Raw genomic sequence first — 18366 nt, forward strand, 5'->3', positions numbered from 1 at the left:
CTAGGGAACCTTGGGACTATGAAATTTATAGCCAATCCCGCGAATCGTTTTGAGATACTCAGGATTTCTGGGATCTGCTTCTAATTTGTTGCGCAGTCGGCTGATATGAACCATGATGGTGTTATCATCATAGTAAAGCTCTTCTTCCCAAACCTGCCGGTAGAGCTGCTTTTTAGTAAAAACCTTGTCCGGGTTTTTCATTAAAAACTGTAGTATCAAATACTCCTTGGCACTGAGTTCCACCAATACGCCATTCACATAAAGACAACAGCCATCCTCGTCAAGACATAAGTTCCCGACATTCAGATAGGACTTCATCATTTGATTATTATCTGAGTATTCATAGTTACGTCTGAGCTGGGCGCTAACCCGGGCAATGAGTTCGGCCATACTGAAAGGCTTAACCAGATAATCATCACCGCCAAGACCCAACCCCAGCACCTTATCCATTTCGTTTCCCCGGGCGGTCAGAAAGATAACCGGCATCTGACTGGTTTCCCGGATTTTTCGCAGCAGATTAAAGCCATCCAGCCGGGGCATCATCACATCAAAAATCCCTATATTGATTGAATTACTTCTAAAAATCGCCAAGGCTTCGAAACCATCAACTGCAGTAAAGACGGTATAACCATTTTCTTCAAGATGAAGTTTTAAAAGGTTTCGGATATCGTTTTCATCTTCAGCAACTAAAACATTCATATGAAACTCCCTGAGTCAGTTTATTTTTACTTTTTAATAAGCTAATTTTATTTCTGTCATTTTGTTGATTCGTCGTTACTGACTGAAAAAACATCCCGGTAGTCCTGATTTTCGGTCAGCACCTTTTCCGCATAGGAGCAGTAAGCGATAATTTTCAGCTTGTTTTCCCGGGCAAAGGCCACCGCCTTGGCCACCAGCTTAACACCAAGTTCCTGCCCTCTGAGTTCTCTGGTCACATAGACATGATCGATAATAAAAAGCTCTCCTTCTATATGATAATTTAATAAACCGATGGGCTCCTCTTCGTTGGCACCGATATAAAATTTGTTTTTTCGTTCATGAATGGTTTCCATTGTATCCTCCTGTTAATTTCATGTTTTATAATTCTTATTGACAAAACGCAACCCGGTTTCGGCCATTATTTTTTGCCAGATAAAGGGCTTGATCAGATTTATAAAAACACTTCCATCTGTAATTCTATTATAGCGCCTGACTAATAAAAAAGCGAAAGATTTAGGAATGATTTTTAATAAATCGGTCTTAATCTCAATTGTTTAAGCGGTTGCATTCTGAAATTGACCATGTTATACTTGAAAAAAGAATCATTTTAAATAACAGGAGAAAAATATGGATGAATTAAGTAAATTAAGTGACATCGAACTCAAGAATAAGCTGGCACAATTGAAAGAAGACCTGGAAGATGTTGAAAATGAACGCAGCTTTATTTTTAAGCAATCTGGCATGCACGTATCAAGCGGAAAAATTGTTGCGCAAATGGAAGAATTTGATGCTGAATCCAAAAAACTTAAGGAATGCATCAATGAATGCGATGAAGAAATAAAAAACCGTGGTCTCTAAACATGTACAAGGGGTGATTAACCCCTTGTTTTTTTGTACTTTACTAGATAAAAAGGTCTTATCCTTAAAATTCTGTTACCACCCGATTCCGTCCCTGGTCTTTGGCACGATAAAGGGCCTGATCCGATCGGATTAGCAGTGCATCAATGGTTTCATGACTGTGCAGCTGAGAAACACCAAAAGAGCAGGTCTTTTTGCCCACTAGCTTAAACTCATGAGCTGCGATCATTTCCCGTAATTTTTCAGCCAAAACCGTAGCGCCATCTAAATCTGTATCGGTGCAGATAATAATGAACTCTTCACCACCCCAACGTCCAAGTACGTCCATACTCCGGGTGCCTTTAGCCAGAATTTCTGTAACCTCAGTTAATACCTGATCTCCTACCAGATGGCCATATTGGTCATTCACCAGTTTAAATAAATCAATATCCACCATAATTACCGATAAATTCCGGTCATTGCTATCAGCCTCGGCCTTTTCATTTATCAATACTTCATCAATTTTGCGGCGATTATAAAGTCCGGTGAGCTGATCTTTAATGGCCAGAACCTTCAGTTCCTCTTCTAAATGTTTGCGTTCGGTCACATCCCTTTCAATATAAAGAACACCAGTCGGATTATTATTTTTATCCCGAAGAATATTCGCATTGACCTCACAATAAAACTGACTGCCGTCTTTTTTGACCATCAAATATTCTGCCGCACCGGTTAAATTCCCGTTTAACATTTCGGTGACATAATGAATGGCTTTCTGTTGATGACTTTCATGAATGAATTCAATAATATTTCTGCCGATACATTCTTCGTCAGACGCAAACCCCCACATCGAATAGGATTTTTCTGTCGCAAACTCTACAATCCCATCCAGGGTTGAAATGGCAATGCCATCAGGTGATGTCTCAATAATCGCCTTGAATTTTTCTTCACTGGCTCTGAGGGCTTCTTCTATATATTTACGCTCAATGATTTCATCCTGCAGTCGCCGATTTATTTCGATTGTTTTAGCATACGTTTCCTTTTCTTTTGTAATATCCCTGAATTCAACGACACGGACTATTTTTCCTTTGTAAGGAATATTTCTGCCTTCTAATCGCATCGGAAAGATTTCACCATTTTTACGTCGTCCAAAAGCTTCATAGGATTTTTCATAGCCGGTTGCGATATTGTTGCCAACCAGTTCCCGGTATTCCGGCGCGATCAGTAACAGGCCATCCATTCCAATCAGCTCTTCCCTGGTATATTGGAACATTTCGGCAAGACCCTGATTGCATTCTAAAATGACGCCTCCATCGTGAATCGCAATACCGCCAAATGAAGCATTATGAAGGGCTCTAAAACGTTCTTCGCTTTCTGCTAAGGCCTGTTCAGCTTTTTTACTCTCGGTCACTGTCCAGACGGCTTCCATCAATAGGGTAACATTCAAGAGATCATTTTCATCAAAATCGGTTTCCTTATTGGCCAGTCCCACGACCCCAACAATTTTTTGATGCTTGAAAATGGGAATCGTCAAAAAATTCGTCATCGGAACGTGCCCTTTAGGGCAACCCTTCTTGAGCGGATTTTCTTTCTGAAAGTCGTTAATTACGATTGGCCGCCGCTGTCGCACTGCTTCCCCCCAGATTCCCGTCTTATCCAGTTGATAGGTTGTTTCCCGTTTTTCAACGTGACACGCTTCCATGACCTCTTCAGACCAGGTGTTAAGAACAAACTCACATCTTTCCTCATTATAATGATAAATGTAACCGATCCGGCTTTCGGTGAGTTCAATGGCCTGTTTCAATGCATAGTCCAAAAATTCCTGAATCGTCTCGGAAGGATGTTGTAAAATATCAACCAGTCTCAGTAACCGGGCCTCATCTCCCCGAGCCTCTTTATCAAAAGTCTTTCTCGGTATTTCCACTGTTTTCATTTTAGTACCTTCCAGTCCTGACACTCTCTATAACTTTACTTGTTTAAACAATATTCCCGTTAATTACGAATGATTTCGTTAATGTCTTAATTATAATGATTTTCACCAAAATTTACTAGTAATTTATTCGAAATCGCACCCTTCAATTTATATCTGCATCTGATTAATAACTGCAAATTTCTCTACAAAAAAAGCCAGAGAAATAAATCCTCTGGCTTACCTGCTCGATTATGTTAAAAGGTGCATTTATCTTGAACCGGTTAGTCTTCTTTTTCGATCTGATCAATCTTCTTCTGTATTTCCAGGGTTTGACTGATTATTTCCTCATCCAGATCATTGAAATCAATATAGTCCCCGGTGACGATATAAAAAACAGTCTCGAAAATATTGGTGGCATGATCACCAATCCGTTCCAGATAAGATCCCACAAAAATAAATACTGATCCTTGATGGATGTTTTTAGAATTATCCATCATATAAGCCAAACAATCATGATGAATCTGCATATTAAGCGCATCGATCTCATCTTCCAGATCCACTATTTTTCTTAACTGGCTGATATCTTCATGAATAAAAGCCTGAATCGCCAGCTTAAGCAGGGTTTGGGCCAGTTCACAGGCCCGGGGAATATCGATGAGACGCTTCATGTAAACCACATCTGATAATTCCAGCACCCGTTTGGAGATATTCACCGCCAAATCGGCGATTCGTTCCAGGTTGGTGATAATTTTATAGGTTGATGCCAGACGTCTCAGATCGGTGGCAACCGGACCCTGGGTGGCGATCACCTTACTGACAATCAGTTGAAGCTCAATTTCTTTGGCATCCACTAAATCATCCCGATCGATAACCGATCTGGCCAATTCAGAATTCTTGGATTTTAATGCCAAAACCGAATCTGAAAGCATTTTTTCTGTTATTGCCGACATCAACAAGATCTCGTCTTTGATCATTCTTAGTTCTTCATTATACTCTACTCGCATGATTTATTCTCCTTATCAACCGAAACGCCCGGTGATGTAATCCTCTGTCCGTTTATCATGGGGGTTCGTGAATATGATCGGTGTTTCATTGAATTCTATCACCTCTCCCATCAGAAAGAAAGCAGTTCTATCAGATATTCGCCCGGCCTGCTGCATGGAATGGGTGACGATAATAATGGTATAATCTTTTTTCAAACTGGACATCAAATCTTCGATCTTTGCTGTCGCAATGGGATCCAAAGCCGATGTTGGCTCGTCCATTAAAATAACTTCCGGATTCATGGCAATGGTCCGGGCGATACAGAGCCGCTGCTGTTGTCCACCTGATAATCCCAATGCCGATTTGTTTAAGCGATCTTTAACTTCATCCCACAGTGCCGCCTTCACCAGGCTTTCTTTAACCAGGGTATCCAACTGGTTTTTATCCTTCATTCCTTGACATTTCGGGCCATAGGCAATGTTTTCATAAATACTCATCGGAAAGGGATTTGGTTTCTGAAAAACCATTCCCACCCGAGTCCGTAAATTAATAACATCGATCGGACCGTTAATATCTTTTCCGTCAAAAATAATTTCACCCTTAATTTTGACCGAATCAATCAAATCATTCATGCGATTGAGACAACGCAGGAAGGTTGACTTCCCACAACCGGAGGGGCCGATAAAAGCAGTTACTTCCTTTTCACGAATTTCCATATTGATTGATTTAAGAGCCTGGAAATCGCCATAAAACAAATCCAGATTTTTGGTGTTAAACTTTATATTTGTGTCCATTTTTCTCCTCATTTTTTATTAAAGACATCCAACTTGTCGGAAGTGACGCGGGACAAGATGTTCAATACAATAACAATTACAATTATGACAATCCCGATGGCACAGGCCAATTCGATGTTACCTTCTTCTTTCGCCACATAATAAGCTTGTACCGTCAGGGTACTGCCGGGTGAAAAAAGGGTCCCGGGAATTTGTGCTACTGTTCCGGCGGTTAATAGTAACGCCGCCGACTCCCCGACCACCCGGCCGATGCTGAGCAGCACTGCTGTGGCAATACCCGGTACCGCACAGGGCAGCACCACCTTGAAGATGGTTTGAAGCTTGGTAGCTCCAAGAGCCAGTGAACCTTCCCGGAATGCCATCGGCACTGTTTTGAGTGCTTCTTCAGTACTTCGGATGATAACCGGCAGTAGAATGATGGCCACGGTCAGGCTTCCGGAGATCAGCGAAATTTGAAACTTCAGCGCGACCACAAAGAACGCCATCCCAAATAAACCAAATATAATTGACGGGATGCCGGCCAGACACTCAGCCGCAAAGCGGATCGCATTCACCAATCTGCCGGGCTTGGCATATTCGGTCAGGTAAATCGCTCCAAAAATCCCCAAGGGTAATGCCACGATAAGGGATAACAATACCATATATAGGGTGGTAATAATATTGGATTTAATCCCACCGCCAGGCTGAACGATTTTAATTTTAAGTTCCCCGGATTCGTCAGCAATGGTTGTTGCCACTTCTTCCAGGGTCAACCCGGTAAAATCATTACCATTGATACTCTGCAAAATATAATCGCTACCAATCGTGATACTTTTACCAGTTGAATCTATCGCACTTTTTAAGGGCGAATCTTTTTCAATGTAGGTAATGACGAACTGATCCCGCTCGGTGCTGTGATTCCTATAAGCTACCTTCGCAATGGCGGCGCCAATATTCTCCACATAAATGGGTCCTTCCAAGTGTGTTTCATACCGTTTATCGTAGGGATTCTTTCCGTTTAAGGTTTCTTCGTCGATGCTTAACGGGACCTCGTTGGACTCGATAAAGGCATAAACTACCTTTTCATTGAAGTCGCGAGTCAGAAAATCCCAGTTAACCAACCCAATTCCTTTAACAAAAATGAACCCGACAATAAAGAGCAAGACGCTTAAGGTGATGCCGGTGGCCAGATAAATAACACCTTTGACTAAACTATCTTTTGCTTTTCTACCCATCTAACTGCCTACCTTTGCCTTAACCAGTTTATTCACTGCCAGATTAATGATCATAATGAAGATAAATAACACCACCCCGGTCGAGTACAAAAGTTCCTGATGGACGCCCGAGGCATAACCCATTTCCAAGGCAATGTTGGTGGTCAGAGGACGGATCTGATCAAACAGACTGGTCGGAATACCGGCGATAGGATTACCACAAACCAGCATGACGGCCATGGTTTCGCCAATGGCTCGACCAATCCCCAGAATTACACCGGTCATAATACCGGATCGGGCGGCCGGCAGCACGACCTTGAAGATGGTCTGGATTTTAGAAGCTCCCAGTGCATAGGAACCTTCCCGATACTCTTTCGGGACGGCACTGATAGATGTTTCCGAAATGCTGACCACCGTCGGCAAAATCATAATCGCCAGTACCAAAATGGTCGCCAGCAGGGATTCGCCCTGAGCCATCGGTGAAACTTTCAGCACATAAGGAACAATGATTCCCAAACCAAAAACCCCATATAAAACCGATGGGATCCCCGCCAGCAATTCCACCGCAAAGCGGATCATCTTACCAATTCGGGAACCAGCCAGTTCAGATATATAAACAGCCGTGAAAATCGCTACTGGCACGCCGATCAGAATGGCCCCCAACGTTGCAAAAATCGATCCCACGATCATATAAAAGATCCCAAACATGTTTGAACCCGGTCGCCATTCAACGCCGGTTAAAAAATCCCAAAGGGAATAACTATTTGAAATAAATGGTTTAAGTCCATTGAAAAAAACGAAAACTGTAATCGCCAGAACACTGATTACAGCTACGAAAGCACAGATTAGAAAAAAGCCTTCGATGATTGTCTCTTTTTGTTTATTACGTTTAATTGCCTGCAAAATAAACGCTCCTTTTCCTACCCATGCTGGTCGCCTGTCATGGGATTATTTTAATGAAGAGAGACTCCTTTTCAGGAGTCTCAGTTTTCTGGTATTAAACTGCGATACCGCCGTGCTCTTCAACAATTGCCTGTCCTTCTGTGCTCATCAGGAAGTCAAGGAATGCCAGGGTTGCATCATCAACCTTTGATTTATCATACATGGCCAGGAACGGTCTTGAAATTGGATAGGTTTTGTTTTTAACATTATCAACACTCGCTTTAACGCCGTCAACATCGACTGCTTTAACGGTTTTGTCAACAAAGGTTAACGAAACATAGCCGATGGCATTGGCATTGCCGGCTACTGTCGTTTGAACGTTTCCGTTACCTTCTTTAATGGTGGCATCAACTTTCAGTTTTTCTGCAAAACCAACTAATTCTTCAACCGCACTTCGAGTTCCTGATCCATCTTCTCGGGAAACTACGACGATCGGTGCATCTGCTCCACCAACTTCGCTCCAGTTAGTGATTTCGCCCATGTAGATTTTTGCAACCTGATCTTTTGTCAGATTTGTTACGGTATTCGCCGGATTAGTGACGATGGCAATGCCATCATAAGCAAAGATCAACTCAGTTAGGCTGCCCTTTTCTTCTGTTTTCAAATCCCGGGATGCACAACCAAAGGAATAGGTCCCAGCAGTTGCGCCTTTGATTCCATCAGATGAACCCGTTCCGCTGTAAGTAAACTTGGCATCTGGGTTTAACGCGGTAAATTCTGAGCCGGCTGCATCGATAATTTTCTGGACCGATGTCGAACCACCGCCGTTGATTTCGCCTGAAATCGCATCTTTAGTTGTTGAAGTTGTTGATCCTGAAGAACCGCATCCTGCCAGGGTCAGCACTGTTGCACCAACTAACAGTGATACTAGAACTTTTTTTAATTTTTTTGACATTTTTTTCTCCTTCAAATTTCCTTAATTTTCGTTGTTTGCATAGCTATCTTACCAAATAAAAATGCATAAAAGGTTTTAGGGAGGTAAAGAAATTGTTAACACTCTGTTAAATAGATGGTGTTTAAATTTCTGTTTGTCGATTACAGGTTTGTAAATAAAAAAGACAAAGGCATTCTGAATGACTCAGCCTGCTTTTGTCTTTAATCGCCGTTTTTATATTCACCTATCGAATCATTAAAATTCAACCAAACAAATTCAGTTGAAATTTCAGTCGAAAATTTCTTCAATCAGTATTTTAAGTTCCTGATACATTGCTAAACCTTCCAGCGGTGTCAATGCATCCAGCACGCCCTGGTAATACCAGGCCTGCTTTTTCTTACCTCTGACAAAAATATCCCAGACCTCTTCGCCGATTCTGGCATAATCGGCTTTAACACTTCTCATGTTGGCCAGTTTATCAGCGCAGGCCAGCAACTGCATGTCCCGGGTTGCTTCATTCTTGAGAAAATCAATGGTATGCTGCTTGCGCGCTTCCCAAGGTAACCGTTTGTTTTCCGAGTCGGAGGCCACCAGATCGGCCACCACGTCACCAAATTCCCGGCGAATGGTTTCCAGGTTGGTATCCGTATCTTCCACTGTGTCGTGAAGCAGGCCGGCAATGATCAGGGCTTCGTTTTCTTCCGGGTCCACCGCCTCACCGAGAATTTTGGCGACCTCAAAAGGGTGCGTAATATAGGGTACCTGAGAGCCCTTCCGGAAATGACCTTCGTGGGCTTTGGCAGAAAACTCAATGGCTTTTGATATTGTCATAGACCCTCCTAGATTTTTAAATCTTATCAAAATAATTCCAAAACAGAAAGTAATGATCAGTGCTTATTTAAAATTTTATCATAAACCACCTGCATATGGGGTTCACTGACATAGTTTGCCAGTTCATTAACGGCGATCCACCTGACCCCACTGTTTTCGTCGGGCTTGATCATCAGTGGTTCGTCCTCCGAAGCCGAAAGTAAATAGGCCACTGATAAATGCAAATGGGCCGAAACCGGCTGATTGTTTTTGACATGACCAAAAACCGGTAAAATATCCAGAGAAATAATTTTATCGGCTGTTGCTGTTACTTGCTTTAATCCGGTTTCTTCTTTGGCTTCCCGGATCGCCACCTGCAGCAGGTCCGGTTCACCGTCGGCATGCCCCCCGGTCCAGGACCAGGATTGATAAATGTTATGGTAGATCATTAACAGTTTATCCCGAGCCTCATTAAAAATCAAGGCTGAACTGGTCAGATGGGCAATTTTATTTTCCCGGAGCAAAACATCCGGATTATTATTAATGAATCGGATAAAGGTCTGCTGATCGGCCTGTTCCTGGGCTGATCCCGGTTTAAACGCAGTGATAGCGGTTAAATAATCCATGGACACCTCACTATAATCATCTCGTGTTAAATATTAATCTTAAACACTAAATTTTAATCAATAGAATCGACGAATCGGTTTTTTTCGGGCCATGGTAACTGGCTTGTCTTCGGCCAGGGTTACCTTTCTCGGCCGCCCCTTGATATTTCGGGTTTGCAGCTCTTTTAACACCTGAGGGCCTTTGTTATTCAGAATTTCCACAAAGGTGGAGACATCCAGAATCGTGATTACGCCGATATCCGCGGCGGTCATCCCCTCCAGATTACACAGGGTACCAACAATATCCACCGGTCGCATTTTTGTCTTTTTGCCGGCATTGATATGGATCTTGGTGATCTCCCGGGTCAAGTCATGGGCTTTGTCCAACTTTTCTTCCGGTTTTTCCTGTAGTTTTTCGATAAAGGCCGCTTTTAGTGAATGGACCGTGGAAAGCGTGGGACATTCTTTTTCAATTATTTCTTTGTCGGTATAGTTTTCAATATCTCGAAATAAGCGGCCTTCCTTTGCCGAAACCAGGGTAATGGCTTTACCAGTGGTGCCCCGACGACCGGTCCGGCCGATGCGATGGACATAGGTTTCCTTTTCCCAGGGGACATCAAAATTAATGACCAGCGAAATCTCATGAACATCAATCCCCCGAGCCGCCACATCGGTGGCAATCAAATAGCGGAAGGCGCCCTTTTTAAAACGTTGCATGACCAGGGTGCGGTCATCCTGTTCCATACCACCGTGAATCTTTTCACAGGCCTTATTATCCTTACCGAGCAGATTATAAATGGCATTGACCATTTCCTGGGTATTACAAAAAATAATGCAACTGTCGGGATTTTCCACCACCAGCACATCCTTTAACACATCCAGTTTATCGTCATGGCCCGTTTTATAAACAAACTGTTCTATCGCATCGGTCCGTTTGGCCTCGGCTTCAATCTCGATGATCTGGGGATCGTTCATATATTTTTTTGACAACCGCTTTATCTCATTTTCCAACGTCGCTGAAAACAACATCGTGACCCGATTTTTGGGCATCTCATTGATGATTTCCTCAACCTGATCAATAAAACCCATATTCAGCATCTCATCAGCTTCGTCGATGACCAGAAAACGGATCTCATTGGTGATAAAGGTTCCCCGTTCAATATGATCCATAACCCGGCCTGGGGTTCCCACCACCACATGGGTTTTCTGTTTCAGCTCTTTTTCCTGCCGGCGGATCGGGGATTTTCCATAAAGGGCTGACACCTTCACCCGCTTGAAGCGGCCAATGTTAAAAATATCTTCGTGGACCTGCAGCGCCAGTTCCCGGGTCGGGGTCAGCACCAGGGCCTGAGGTTTGTTCTCTTCCCAGTCCAGCAGTTCACAGATTGGAATGCCAAAGGCCGCCGTTTTACCGCTGCCGGTTTGGGCCTTACAGAGAATATCTTTGTTTTCCAAAGCAATGGGAATCACGGCTTCCTGAACCTTGGTCGGGTTTTCAAAATTGAGTTTTTCGATGGCTTTTAGGAGCTCATCACTAAGTTGGTACTGGTTAAACTTTTTATTTATCACGTTTTTCTGCTTTCTTTATTTTATTATAAACTTATTTCAATCCATTTAAAAAGCTGTATCCACTGGGAATTCACAGAAGATACAGCTGGTTTATTACTTGACATTTAATTATAGTCTATATTTACTAATTAAGCAAGGTTTATTGTTATCCATAACAGTAAGTACTACTTTTTGTCTGGCCATTGTCGATTACTGCAAAAAACCTCATCAGCTTATCTGACGAGGTTTTTTGCTCATGAAACCGGAAATTTTTAACTCCCACTGGATAACCTTTATTCAATTTCTATTAATTTTGACTGTTCCTGCTTCACTGCTTTTGGTACTGTAATGGTCAGAACCCCATCAGTCAGTTTGGCTTTTATATCATCTGAAGCTGCATCAGCGAGAAATACATTTCTGGTCATCGAAGAGAATTTTCTTTCGCGATGAATATAATTCTTTTCTTTTTCTTCCTTAACTTCTTCCTTCTTGACTGAAATCTGAAGTCTTCCTTCTTCAAGCGAAAGGTTGATATCCCCTTTAGCAACACCGGGCAGCTCGGCTTCGACAATGTATTCTTTCTCATTGTCTTGTAAATCGATCTTGAAGGTGTCACCTGCTAAACTTCTTCTCAAAGGCCATCCTTCTGCAAAAAAGTCGTCAAGCATATTTTGGAAATCATCAAAACCGGTATTCATCAAATCATTGCGTTTTCTGTTAAACGGAATCAGTGCTGTCACCATAACCACTCCTTTACAAATTTTATTTGTTAGCACTCGCACTTAACGAGTGCTAACTTTGATTATTTTATACCACTTTTGTAAAAATTTGTCAAGATTGCACATTAACTAGTTTAAGATTTTTTTAAGCTACTGATTATACGTCCATCATATCGGTTTCAGCATCTCATAGGTCAGCTGCAGATGCAAAAATGTCTGATAATGATCCAACTCCACGCCCATGACTTCTTCCATTTTCGTCAGCCGATACTGCAGGGAGCTACGGTGCAGATGCAATTCTTTGGCGGTCTGGGCTTGGGAGCGACCGTTTTTCATATAACAATACAGGGTTTCCACCAGATTGGCGCCCTTTTTATGATCATACAGCTGCAGTCTAGCTAGGGCGGGATGGCCAAACGCTTCACTGTTTTCCAGATTCACCAGCACATCCATCAGATGGGCAAAGCGGTAACGGTCATATAAAAAGATCACATCCTCCCGTTCCGATTTCAGACCCAACTCGATGGCCGTCAGTGCTTCCTGATAAGATTTTCTGAACTGTTTAATATCACAGCCATCATCACTGACCCCAACCACCATTTGTGAATCCTGGAGCCAGTTTTCAATTTCGGACAAACCCTGTCCGCTAAATTGGCTGCTGCTGTCATTGGCCAGCATGACAATGTTATTCTGATGAATAATACAAATGGTGTTTTTGACCAGACTGATGATTTTTTTCCTTAAAAACGTCAGTTCATAGCGGTTGCGATTGTCATGCCGGGACTTTAAAACCACAATAAAAAACTTTTCCGGAAAATCAATATCGACATAGTTGATGACTTTTCGCAATTCATTTTCGGAATGATGATTACCGGTTAGAATTTCGGCAAACAGGTAGCCCAGTTTGACCCCTTCATTGCTGATTAAGGTCTGATTTTTCTGTATTTCCATGATCAGGATGTCACTGAAAAATTCAATGGTTGCTTTGGTGCCGATTGAAAATGGGCGCTCAGTTTCAAACACCGTCACTAGGCCCATTTTTTTATTGCGACTGGTTAAATTCATGGTGCAAAAAGAATGGGGATAGAGTTCATTGCCGGAAAAGAATACCGGCTCATGCTGATGCTCGGTTTTTTGTACCAGGTCTTTCATATAATAAAAATCATTGACGGAGCTGGAAATATAACCGTCTTCAATGCCATTTTCAACAATATGCCGCCACTGATCCGGCTGCTCCAGGACGCAGTCGGTTCGGGCCAACACCTTAAAATCCGCATCGGCCACATAAAGCGGATTGCCGAGAATCGGAGTTATGGCATTAATAATCTCCGTCAACCCTTTGTTGTCGGTGATCCGCCTGATCATGTCATCGTAGATCTGGTGATATTCGCTGATGATGTCGGCGATTCTTTCCAGTAATACCTCAATATCGCAATCTGAATAGATCAGCGCCAGACCGATGGTTTGAACCTTTTCAATTTCAAGCGCAAGAGACGAATCGGCCAGGCAAATCAGTTGGGATGGCAGATGACGCGAATCAATCTGCTGCATTACGGCTGCTGATCCCAGATATAAGACCTCTTTCTTATACCCCTGCTCCAAGGGTTTGAGCAAACGCACACTGGAAAACCCCAGCTGATCGCCTGCGTCACCTTCAACATATTCATATCGATACGCTTTTAATTGATCCAGAATCATGGATAGTTTAATTTTCATTTGGTCGACCCTTTCGGTTCTTTCTACTTTCAATAAGTTTATCATGTTTTCAATTTTTTAGCATTTAAGTAATTGTCGAAATTCCGGCCCGCATTTTCAGCCATTGGTGTGATGCTTCGATGACGTCCTTGTTATAAAATTTAGCTATCTATAAAAATTGAAGGAGATTGTCAATATGCCAGAATTAAAGTATAAACATCTGTTTGAACCCATCAAGCTGGGAAAGACGCTTTTTAAAAACCGGATCTTTTCGTCACCTCAGGATTATCCCGGTTTAACTAGTGACCGGTTTTTAACCGAAGAAGCCGCCTATTTTTATGAACGCAAAGCGCTAGGCGGTTTTGCTTCGGTCTGTGTTGGCGATATGATCGTCGATGGTGATTATGGACGCAGCCATCCCTTTCAAATGCGGGGCAACGATATTCTTGGAAAAGTTAATCTGACCCGCACCAGTACCGCCATCACCCGGCATGGTGCCGTTGCCGCCATTGAGCTCTGTCACGCCGGACAAAACACCAATCTTGGTTTAATGCCGGTCAACCCCGGCTTTGTTTACGGTACGATTGACGGGACTCGCGAGGACGGGGTGGAAATCCGCGCCATGCAGGATGAGCAGATCGAAGTCATGATTCAAAAATACTGCGACGCTGCTTCCTTTGCCCGCCAATGCGGCTACAACATGATTACCCTTCACGGCGGTCACGGCTGGCAGATGCATCAGTTCCTCTCCCCCCGGGATAACAAACGAACGGACAAGTGGGGCGGTTCAGTAGAAAACCGGATGCGTTTTCCGCTGGCTGTTATCGAAGCCATTCGTAAGCGGGTCGGCCCGGATATGCCCATCGAATTTAGAATGAGTGCCACCGAATGTCTGCCAGATGGTTACGATCTTGATGAAGGGATTAAAATTGCTAAGCTATTAGATGGCAAAGTTGAAATGATCCATGTTTCAGTGGGTCACCATGAAATCGATGCGGCGGCTATGAAAACCCATCCCACCATGTTTTTGCCCGATGGCTGCAATACCTCCTATGCAGCTGAGATCAAAAAGCACGTCAAAACGCCAGTTGGCACGGTTGGTGCCCTGACTGATCCTGAGATGATGGAAGAGCTGATCGCCTCCGGCCAGGTGGATGTGGTCAATCTGGGTCGTCAAACCCTGGCTGATCCCGATCTGCCGATTAAAGCCCGACTGGGCCGGGCTGATGAAATCAATCCCTGTCTGCGCTGTTTTTACTGCTTCTCCAACAGCACCATCGACGGCGTTTTCTACTGTGCCACCAATCCGGAAATCGGCCGGGAACAAGCCAGTCTGACTACCCCACTGCCGATCCATAAAAAGACCGTGCTGGTTGCCGGTGGCGGTGTCGGCGGCATGCAGGCGGCCCTGACGGCATCCAAACAGGGACACCGGGTGATTCTCTGCGAAAAAAACGATCGTCTGGGCGGGGCACTGCTTTGCGAGGAAAAAATCCCTTTCAAATCAAATCTGGATACCTATCTTAAACGCCAGGCGTTAAAAGTATCCCGATCTGCCATTGAAGTCCATTTTAATACCGCCATCACCCCGGAACTGGCCGAATCCTTCCATCCCGACGTGATCATTGCCGCCATGGGCGCCCGGCCGCTGGTTCCCAATATCAAAGGCATCGACAGCCCCAAAGCCGTCGGCGCCGAAGACGTGTATTATCATCCGGAACAAGTCGGCCAACATGCCGTCATTATGGGCGGCGGACTGGTTGGTCTGGAACTGGCCATCTTCCTGTCAAGCTTGGGCCGTGACATCACCATTGTCGAAATGGCACCTGGTACCATTGCCACCCCACCGCCGGTTGAAGGCACCTCCAATCGCATGGGCGGCTTAATGGAACTGCCCGGCGGCTTCCCGCTGGTTCACGGCGTAGCGCTGGGTGATGAACTGACCCGTCACCCCAATATCAAGCTTTGTGTTTCCACCAAAGCCCTGGAAATCACTGATGCCGGATTGACTGTGGAAGATGCTACCGGCGTCCGCACCATCCTAGCCGATACGATTATCTACGCCATCGGTCAAAAACCACTCCAGGAAGAAGCCCTGGCCCTTTCGACCTGTGCCCCAGAATTCTACCAGATTGGCGACTGCGTCACCCCGAAAAATATTTACGATGCCACTTCGGCGGCCCATCAAGTCGCTTGTGACATTGGCCGCTATTAAATCGATTAATCCCTGATTAAATATTCAATTTCTGACAATTTTATTAAAATGGCACAAATAATACTCCGCTATTATTCGTGCCATTCATTCATTAAGGAGATCAACAAATGAAAAACAAAAACTATTCCTGGATCGTTCTGGTTATTGCCTGTCTGGCATTATTTTCACCAAGTTATACTCAATATCAGTTGTCCCCCCTGGCACCGCAATTAATCGAACAATTCAATTTATCAATGAGCCAATTTAGCAGCTTATTTTCGGCCCCAATGATCCCAGCCATTTTATCCAGTCTGATTGCCGGTTTAATGGTTGATAAATTTGGCATCAAGAAAGTTATCGGCATCGCATTAGTCGTTACAGCTATCGGGACCTGTTTGCGTGTTACTGCCAACGATTCAAACACGCTATTAATTTATATGATCTTAACTGGATTTGGTGCTGCTTTCTTAAATGCAAACGGCGCAAAAATCATCGGCAGCTATTTTCCTGCAGAAAAAATCAGTTCAATGATGAGTATCCTGCTGGCATCATCAACCCTGGCCATGACCCTGGGGATGGGAACGACGGCCTTTTTCCCAAGTATTACCAGTGCATTTATTTTTGCAGCGATCATCAGTATTATCGGAACGATTCTCTGGCTGCTCGTTGTCAAAAATCCCAAACAAACAGAAGCCAGCGATACAGCTTTTGAAACGGCATCTTTGGGTATGGCCGTTAAGGTGGTCGCAAAAAGTCGCCCGGTCTGGATTGTCGGATTTTGTCTCATGGGAATCATCGCCTGTAATATTGCCATCAGTTCCTTTTTACCAACGGCTCTAGTTGGTCGCGGTATTGATGCCATTACGGCTGGCGGCTATGGTTCAATCATGATGATTGGCAGTCTGGTTGGCTGCCTGATTTCACCGCTAATCGTCAGCAAAGTCGGTAAAATGAAACCGGTTTTATTGATCCTGGCTATGGTTTCTGCCCTCGGTGCAGCTCTGGCCTGGAGTGCCCCAGCTGGTTTTCTTTTAGGCATCAGCCTGTTTTTAACAGGCGCTGCTCTGGCTGGCCAAATACCTTTGTTAATGTCAATTCCCATTCAGCTTCCTGAAATCGGACCATTATACGCCGGTACCGCCGGTGGTTTTACCGCAACCTTGCAATTAATGGGTGGCGTTTTAATCCCAACATTTATTATTACACCCATTGCCGGTTCTGATATGAAGCTTTTCTTTATCCTGGCTGGTGGCTGCATGGCAATCGTCGCAGCGCTCGTTTTCCTGCTGCCAGAACTTTGCTCAAAGAAATCTGAAATTATTTCAGAACCTGAGCTATCACCACAGGCATAAGTGAATAATCGCTAGTCTATAAACGTTAATTTTTAAAAACTCTATCTCGATTGAAATCAGATCATCCTGATTTTTTCGAGACAGAGTTTTTTTAAGTTTTAAAATTAGTTTAGCTTATTTAATGAAACGATCTAATGTAATACGATGTAATAATCGGCTTTAGATCATTACATCGTGCATGACCTGCCACATCAATTGTTACTATTGTTTTTATTTTTCTCTTAACAAAGATATTCCTGATTGATCACCAATGCATCAATCAGGAAATTTCTTTTAAATTCAAAATAGTTTATGACTTAATGACCTTGTCCAATTCATTCTGAATGGTATTCATCAGATAATCCGTGCATGGCAGTTCCGTAAACAACCGGCCATCGACATAGGGAGTTAGCGCCAAGCCGGGTTGCTCTGCTGCAAAATGCATCAACAGCTCCCCTGCTTCCACCTCCCGAAATGCCGGATGATCTTTTTCAATGGCTTTTCTTATTTTTTTCGGGCAGGCCGAACCCAGATCTGCCGAAAGAATATCGGCAATCGCCTGGACCATCTCAATGTTGCTGAATTCCAGGGGATTCTCAACGGCTTTTTTAACTTTTAACAACCGGCCTTCGGTATTGACGAAGGTGCCATTGACTTCCGGAAAGGCCAGGGCCGGCAACACCACATCAGCTCTTTCGGCGGCCTGGGTCAGGTGGGTATCCTGAACCATCAGGAAGTCATATCGGCTTAAATCGGTACTGGGATCTTCGCCGAATAAGAGCAACGCTTTAGCCTCGCTTAAAACAGCGGCTGTGTTTTGCACGCCCATATAGTTAAGGCCCAGACTGTTGTTTTTAACTGCCACCGGGAAGATCCCGCTGCGTTTGCCGTCGGCCTGATCAAGCAGCGCCAGCAGATTGCCGATCATTGCTGCCGCTTCTTCAGTAACGTACTTGTCCCCGATAACCATCACCAGATTTTTGGCCTGGACCAGTCCTTCGCCTGGAATTGTCAATAATAGTTCAGTCAAAACACGCAAGGAATTTTCCAAGCCCCTATAGAATAGCCAGCCATCATCGCCGGTAACAATCATCAAAACTTTAAATGCTATGCAGCGAGCTGGTGATTGTCGATAAAAAGCCCCCGATAAACCAGCGGTGGATAGCCATTATTTGTACTGTAAATTCGTCGTCGATTGTAATAATGGATATAGCGGTAAACAATCGTTTTGA

The 18366-nt window shown here is 43.8% G+C and carries 17 protein-coding genes; 3 read left to right on the forward strand and 14 right to left on the reverse strand.

What is annotated here, in order from left to right:
• A complete protein-coding gene (locus ABGU93_RS06380; protein ID WP_347412645.1) occupies positions 1 to 699 on the reverse strand; it encodes a response regulator transcription factor in 699 nt (232 codons plus the stop codon).
• 56 nt (positions 700 to 755) lie between these two features.
• Entirely contained in the window at positions 756 to 1052 is a 297-nt protein-coding gene (locus ABGU93_RS06385) for a GNAT family N-acetyltransferase (RefSeq protein WP_347412646.1), read from the reverse strand.
• A 274-nt stretch (positions 1053 to 1326) separates the two neighbouring features.
• Here ABGU93_RS06385 and ABGU93_RS06390 point away from each other — a divergent pair, with 274 nt between their 5' ends.
• On the forward strand, positions 1327 to 1557 hold the full coding sequence (locus tag ABGU93_RS06390; RefSeq protein ID WP_347412647.1) for a hypothetical protein: 231 nt from the start codon (positions 1327 to 1329) through the stop codon (positions 1555 to 1557).
• Positions 1558 to 1621: 64 nt separating this feature from the next.
• Here ABGU93_RS06390 and ABGU93_RS06395 read toward each other — a convergent pair whose 3' ends face one another.
• From ABGU93_RS06395 to ABGU93_RS06445, 11 genes are all read right to left on the reverse strand, one after another.
• Positions 1622 to 3466: a diguanylate cyclase gene (locus ABGU93_RS06395; RefSeq protein ID WP_347412648.1), complete on the reverse strand. Its 1845-nt coding sequence runs from the start codon at positions 3464 to 3466 to the stop codon at positions 1622 to 1624.
• Positions 3467 to 3726: 260 nt separating this feature from the next.
• Positions 3727 to 4449 carry a phosphate signaling complex protein PhoU gene (gene phoU / locus ABGU93_RS06400; RefSeq protein ID WP_347412649.1) on the reverse strand — a complete coding sequence of 241 codons (723 nt, stop codon included), beginning with the start codon at positions 4447 to 4449 and terminating at the stop codon, positions 3727 to 3729.
• Positions 4450 to 4464: 15 nt separating this feature from the next.
• Positions 4465 to 5223, reverse strand: a complete 759-nt coding sequence (pstB, locus tag ABGU93_RS06405; RefSeq protein WP_347412650.1) for a phosphate ABC transporter ATP-binding protein PstB — start codon at positions 5221 to 5223, stop codon at positions 4465 to 4467.
• Between the two features lie 8 nt (positions 5224 to 5231).
• On the reverse strand, positions 5232 to 6437 hold the full coding sequence (pstA, locus tag ABGU93_RS06410; protein ID WP_347412651.1) for a phosphate ABC transporter permease PstA: 1206 nt from the start codon (positions 6435 to 6437) through the stop codon (positions 5232 to 5234).
• Positions 6438 to 7319 (reverse strand): phosphate ABC transporter permease subunit PstC, encoded by an 882-nt coding sequence (gene pstC / locus ABGU93_RS06415; RefSeq protein WP_347412652.1) that lies wholly within the window; start codon positions 7317 to 7319, stop codon positions 6438 to 6440.
• 94 nt (positions 7320 to 7413) lie between these two features.
• Positions 7414 to 8253 (reverse strand): phosphate ABC transporter substrate-binding protein, encoded by an 840-nt coding sequence (locus ABGU93_RS06420; RefSeq protein WP_347412653.1) that lies wholly within the window; start codon positions 8251 to 8253, stop codon positions 7414 to 7416.
• Positions 8254 to 8520: 267 nt separating this feature from the next.
• The gene (locus tag ABGU93_RS06425; protein ID WP_347412654.1) at positions 8521 to 9063 is read right to left on the reverse strand and encodes an HD domain-containing protein; all 543 of its coding nucleotides are present in this window, start codon (positions 9061 to 9063) and stop codon (positions 8521 to 8523) included.
• A gap of 56 nt (positions 9064 to 9119) precedes the next feature.
• Positions 9120 to 9668, reverse strand: a complete 549-nt coding sequence (locus tag ABGU93_RS06430; protein WP_347412655.1) for an NUDIX hydrolase — start codon at positions 9666 to 9668, stop codon at positions 9120 to 9122.
• A 57-nt stretch (positions 9669 to 9725) separates the two neighbouring features.
• Positions 9726 to 11216 (reverse strand): DEAD/DEAH box helicase, encoded by a 1491-nt coding sequence (locus tag ABGU93_RS06435; RefSeq protein WP_347412656.1) that lies wholly within the window; start codon positions 11214 to 11216, stop codon positions 9726 to 9728.
• Between the two features lie 272 nt (positions 11217 to 11488).
• Complete coding sequence (locus ABGU93_RS06440) at positions 11489 to 11935, reverse strand: Hsp20 family protein (RefSeq protein WP_347412657.1); 447 nt, start codon at positions 11933 to 11935, stop codon at positions 11489 to 11491.
• Between the two features lie 147 nt (positions 11936 to 12082).
• Entirely contained in the window at positions 12083 to 13630 is a 1548-nt protein-coding gene (locus ABGU93_RS06445; protein ID WP_347412658.1) for a helix-turn-helix domain-containing protein, read from the reverse strand.
• Positions 13631 to 13805: 175 nt separating this feature from the next.
• On the opposite strand from ABGU93_RS06445, the gene ABGU93_RS06450 reads away from it, so the two are divergent.
• Together ABGU93_RS06450 and ABGU93_RS06455 are read left to right on the forward strand one after the other, a co-directional pair.
• The gene (locus tag ABGU93_RS06450) at positions 13806 to 15824 is read left to right on the forward strand and encodes an FAD-dependent oxidoreductase (RefSeq protein WP_347412659.1); all 2019 of its coding nucleotides are present in this window, start codon (positions 13806 to 13808) and stop codon (positions 15822 to 15824) included.
• A 107-nt stretch (positions 15825 to 15931) separates the two neighbouring features.
• Positions 15932 to 17155, forward strand: a complete 1224-nt coding sequence (locus ABGU93_RS06455) for an MFS transporter (protein WP_347412660.1) — start codon at positions 15932 to 15934, stop codon at positions 17153 to 17155.
• Positions 17156 to 17444: 289 nt separating this feature from the next.
• On the opposite strand, the gene ABGU93_RS06460 is transcribed toward ABGU93_RS06455, so the two are convergent.
• Positions 17445 to 18185 carry a molybdopterin-dependent oxidoreductase gene (locus ABGU93_RS06460; protein WP_347412661.1) on the reverse strand — a complete coding sequence of 247 codons (741 nt, stop codon included), beginning with the start codon at positions 18183 to 18185 and terminating at the stop codon, positions 17445 to 17447.
• Positions 18186 to 18366 lie beyond the last annotated feature (181 nt).

The organism is Acetobacterium sp., from assembly GCF_039830195.1.
Taxonomy (GTDB): domain Bacteria; phylum Bacillota; class Clostridia; order Eubacteriales; family Eubacteriaceae; genus Acetobacterium.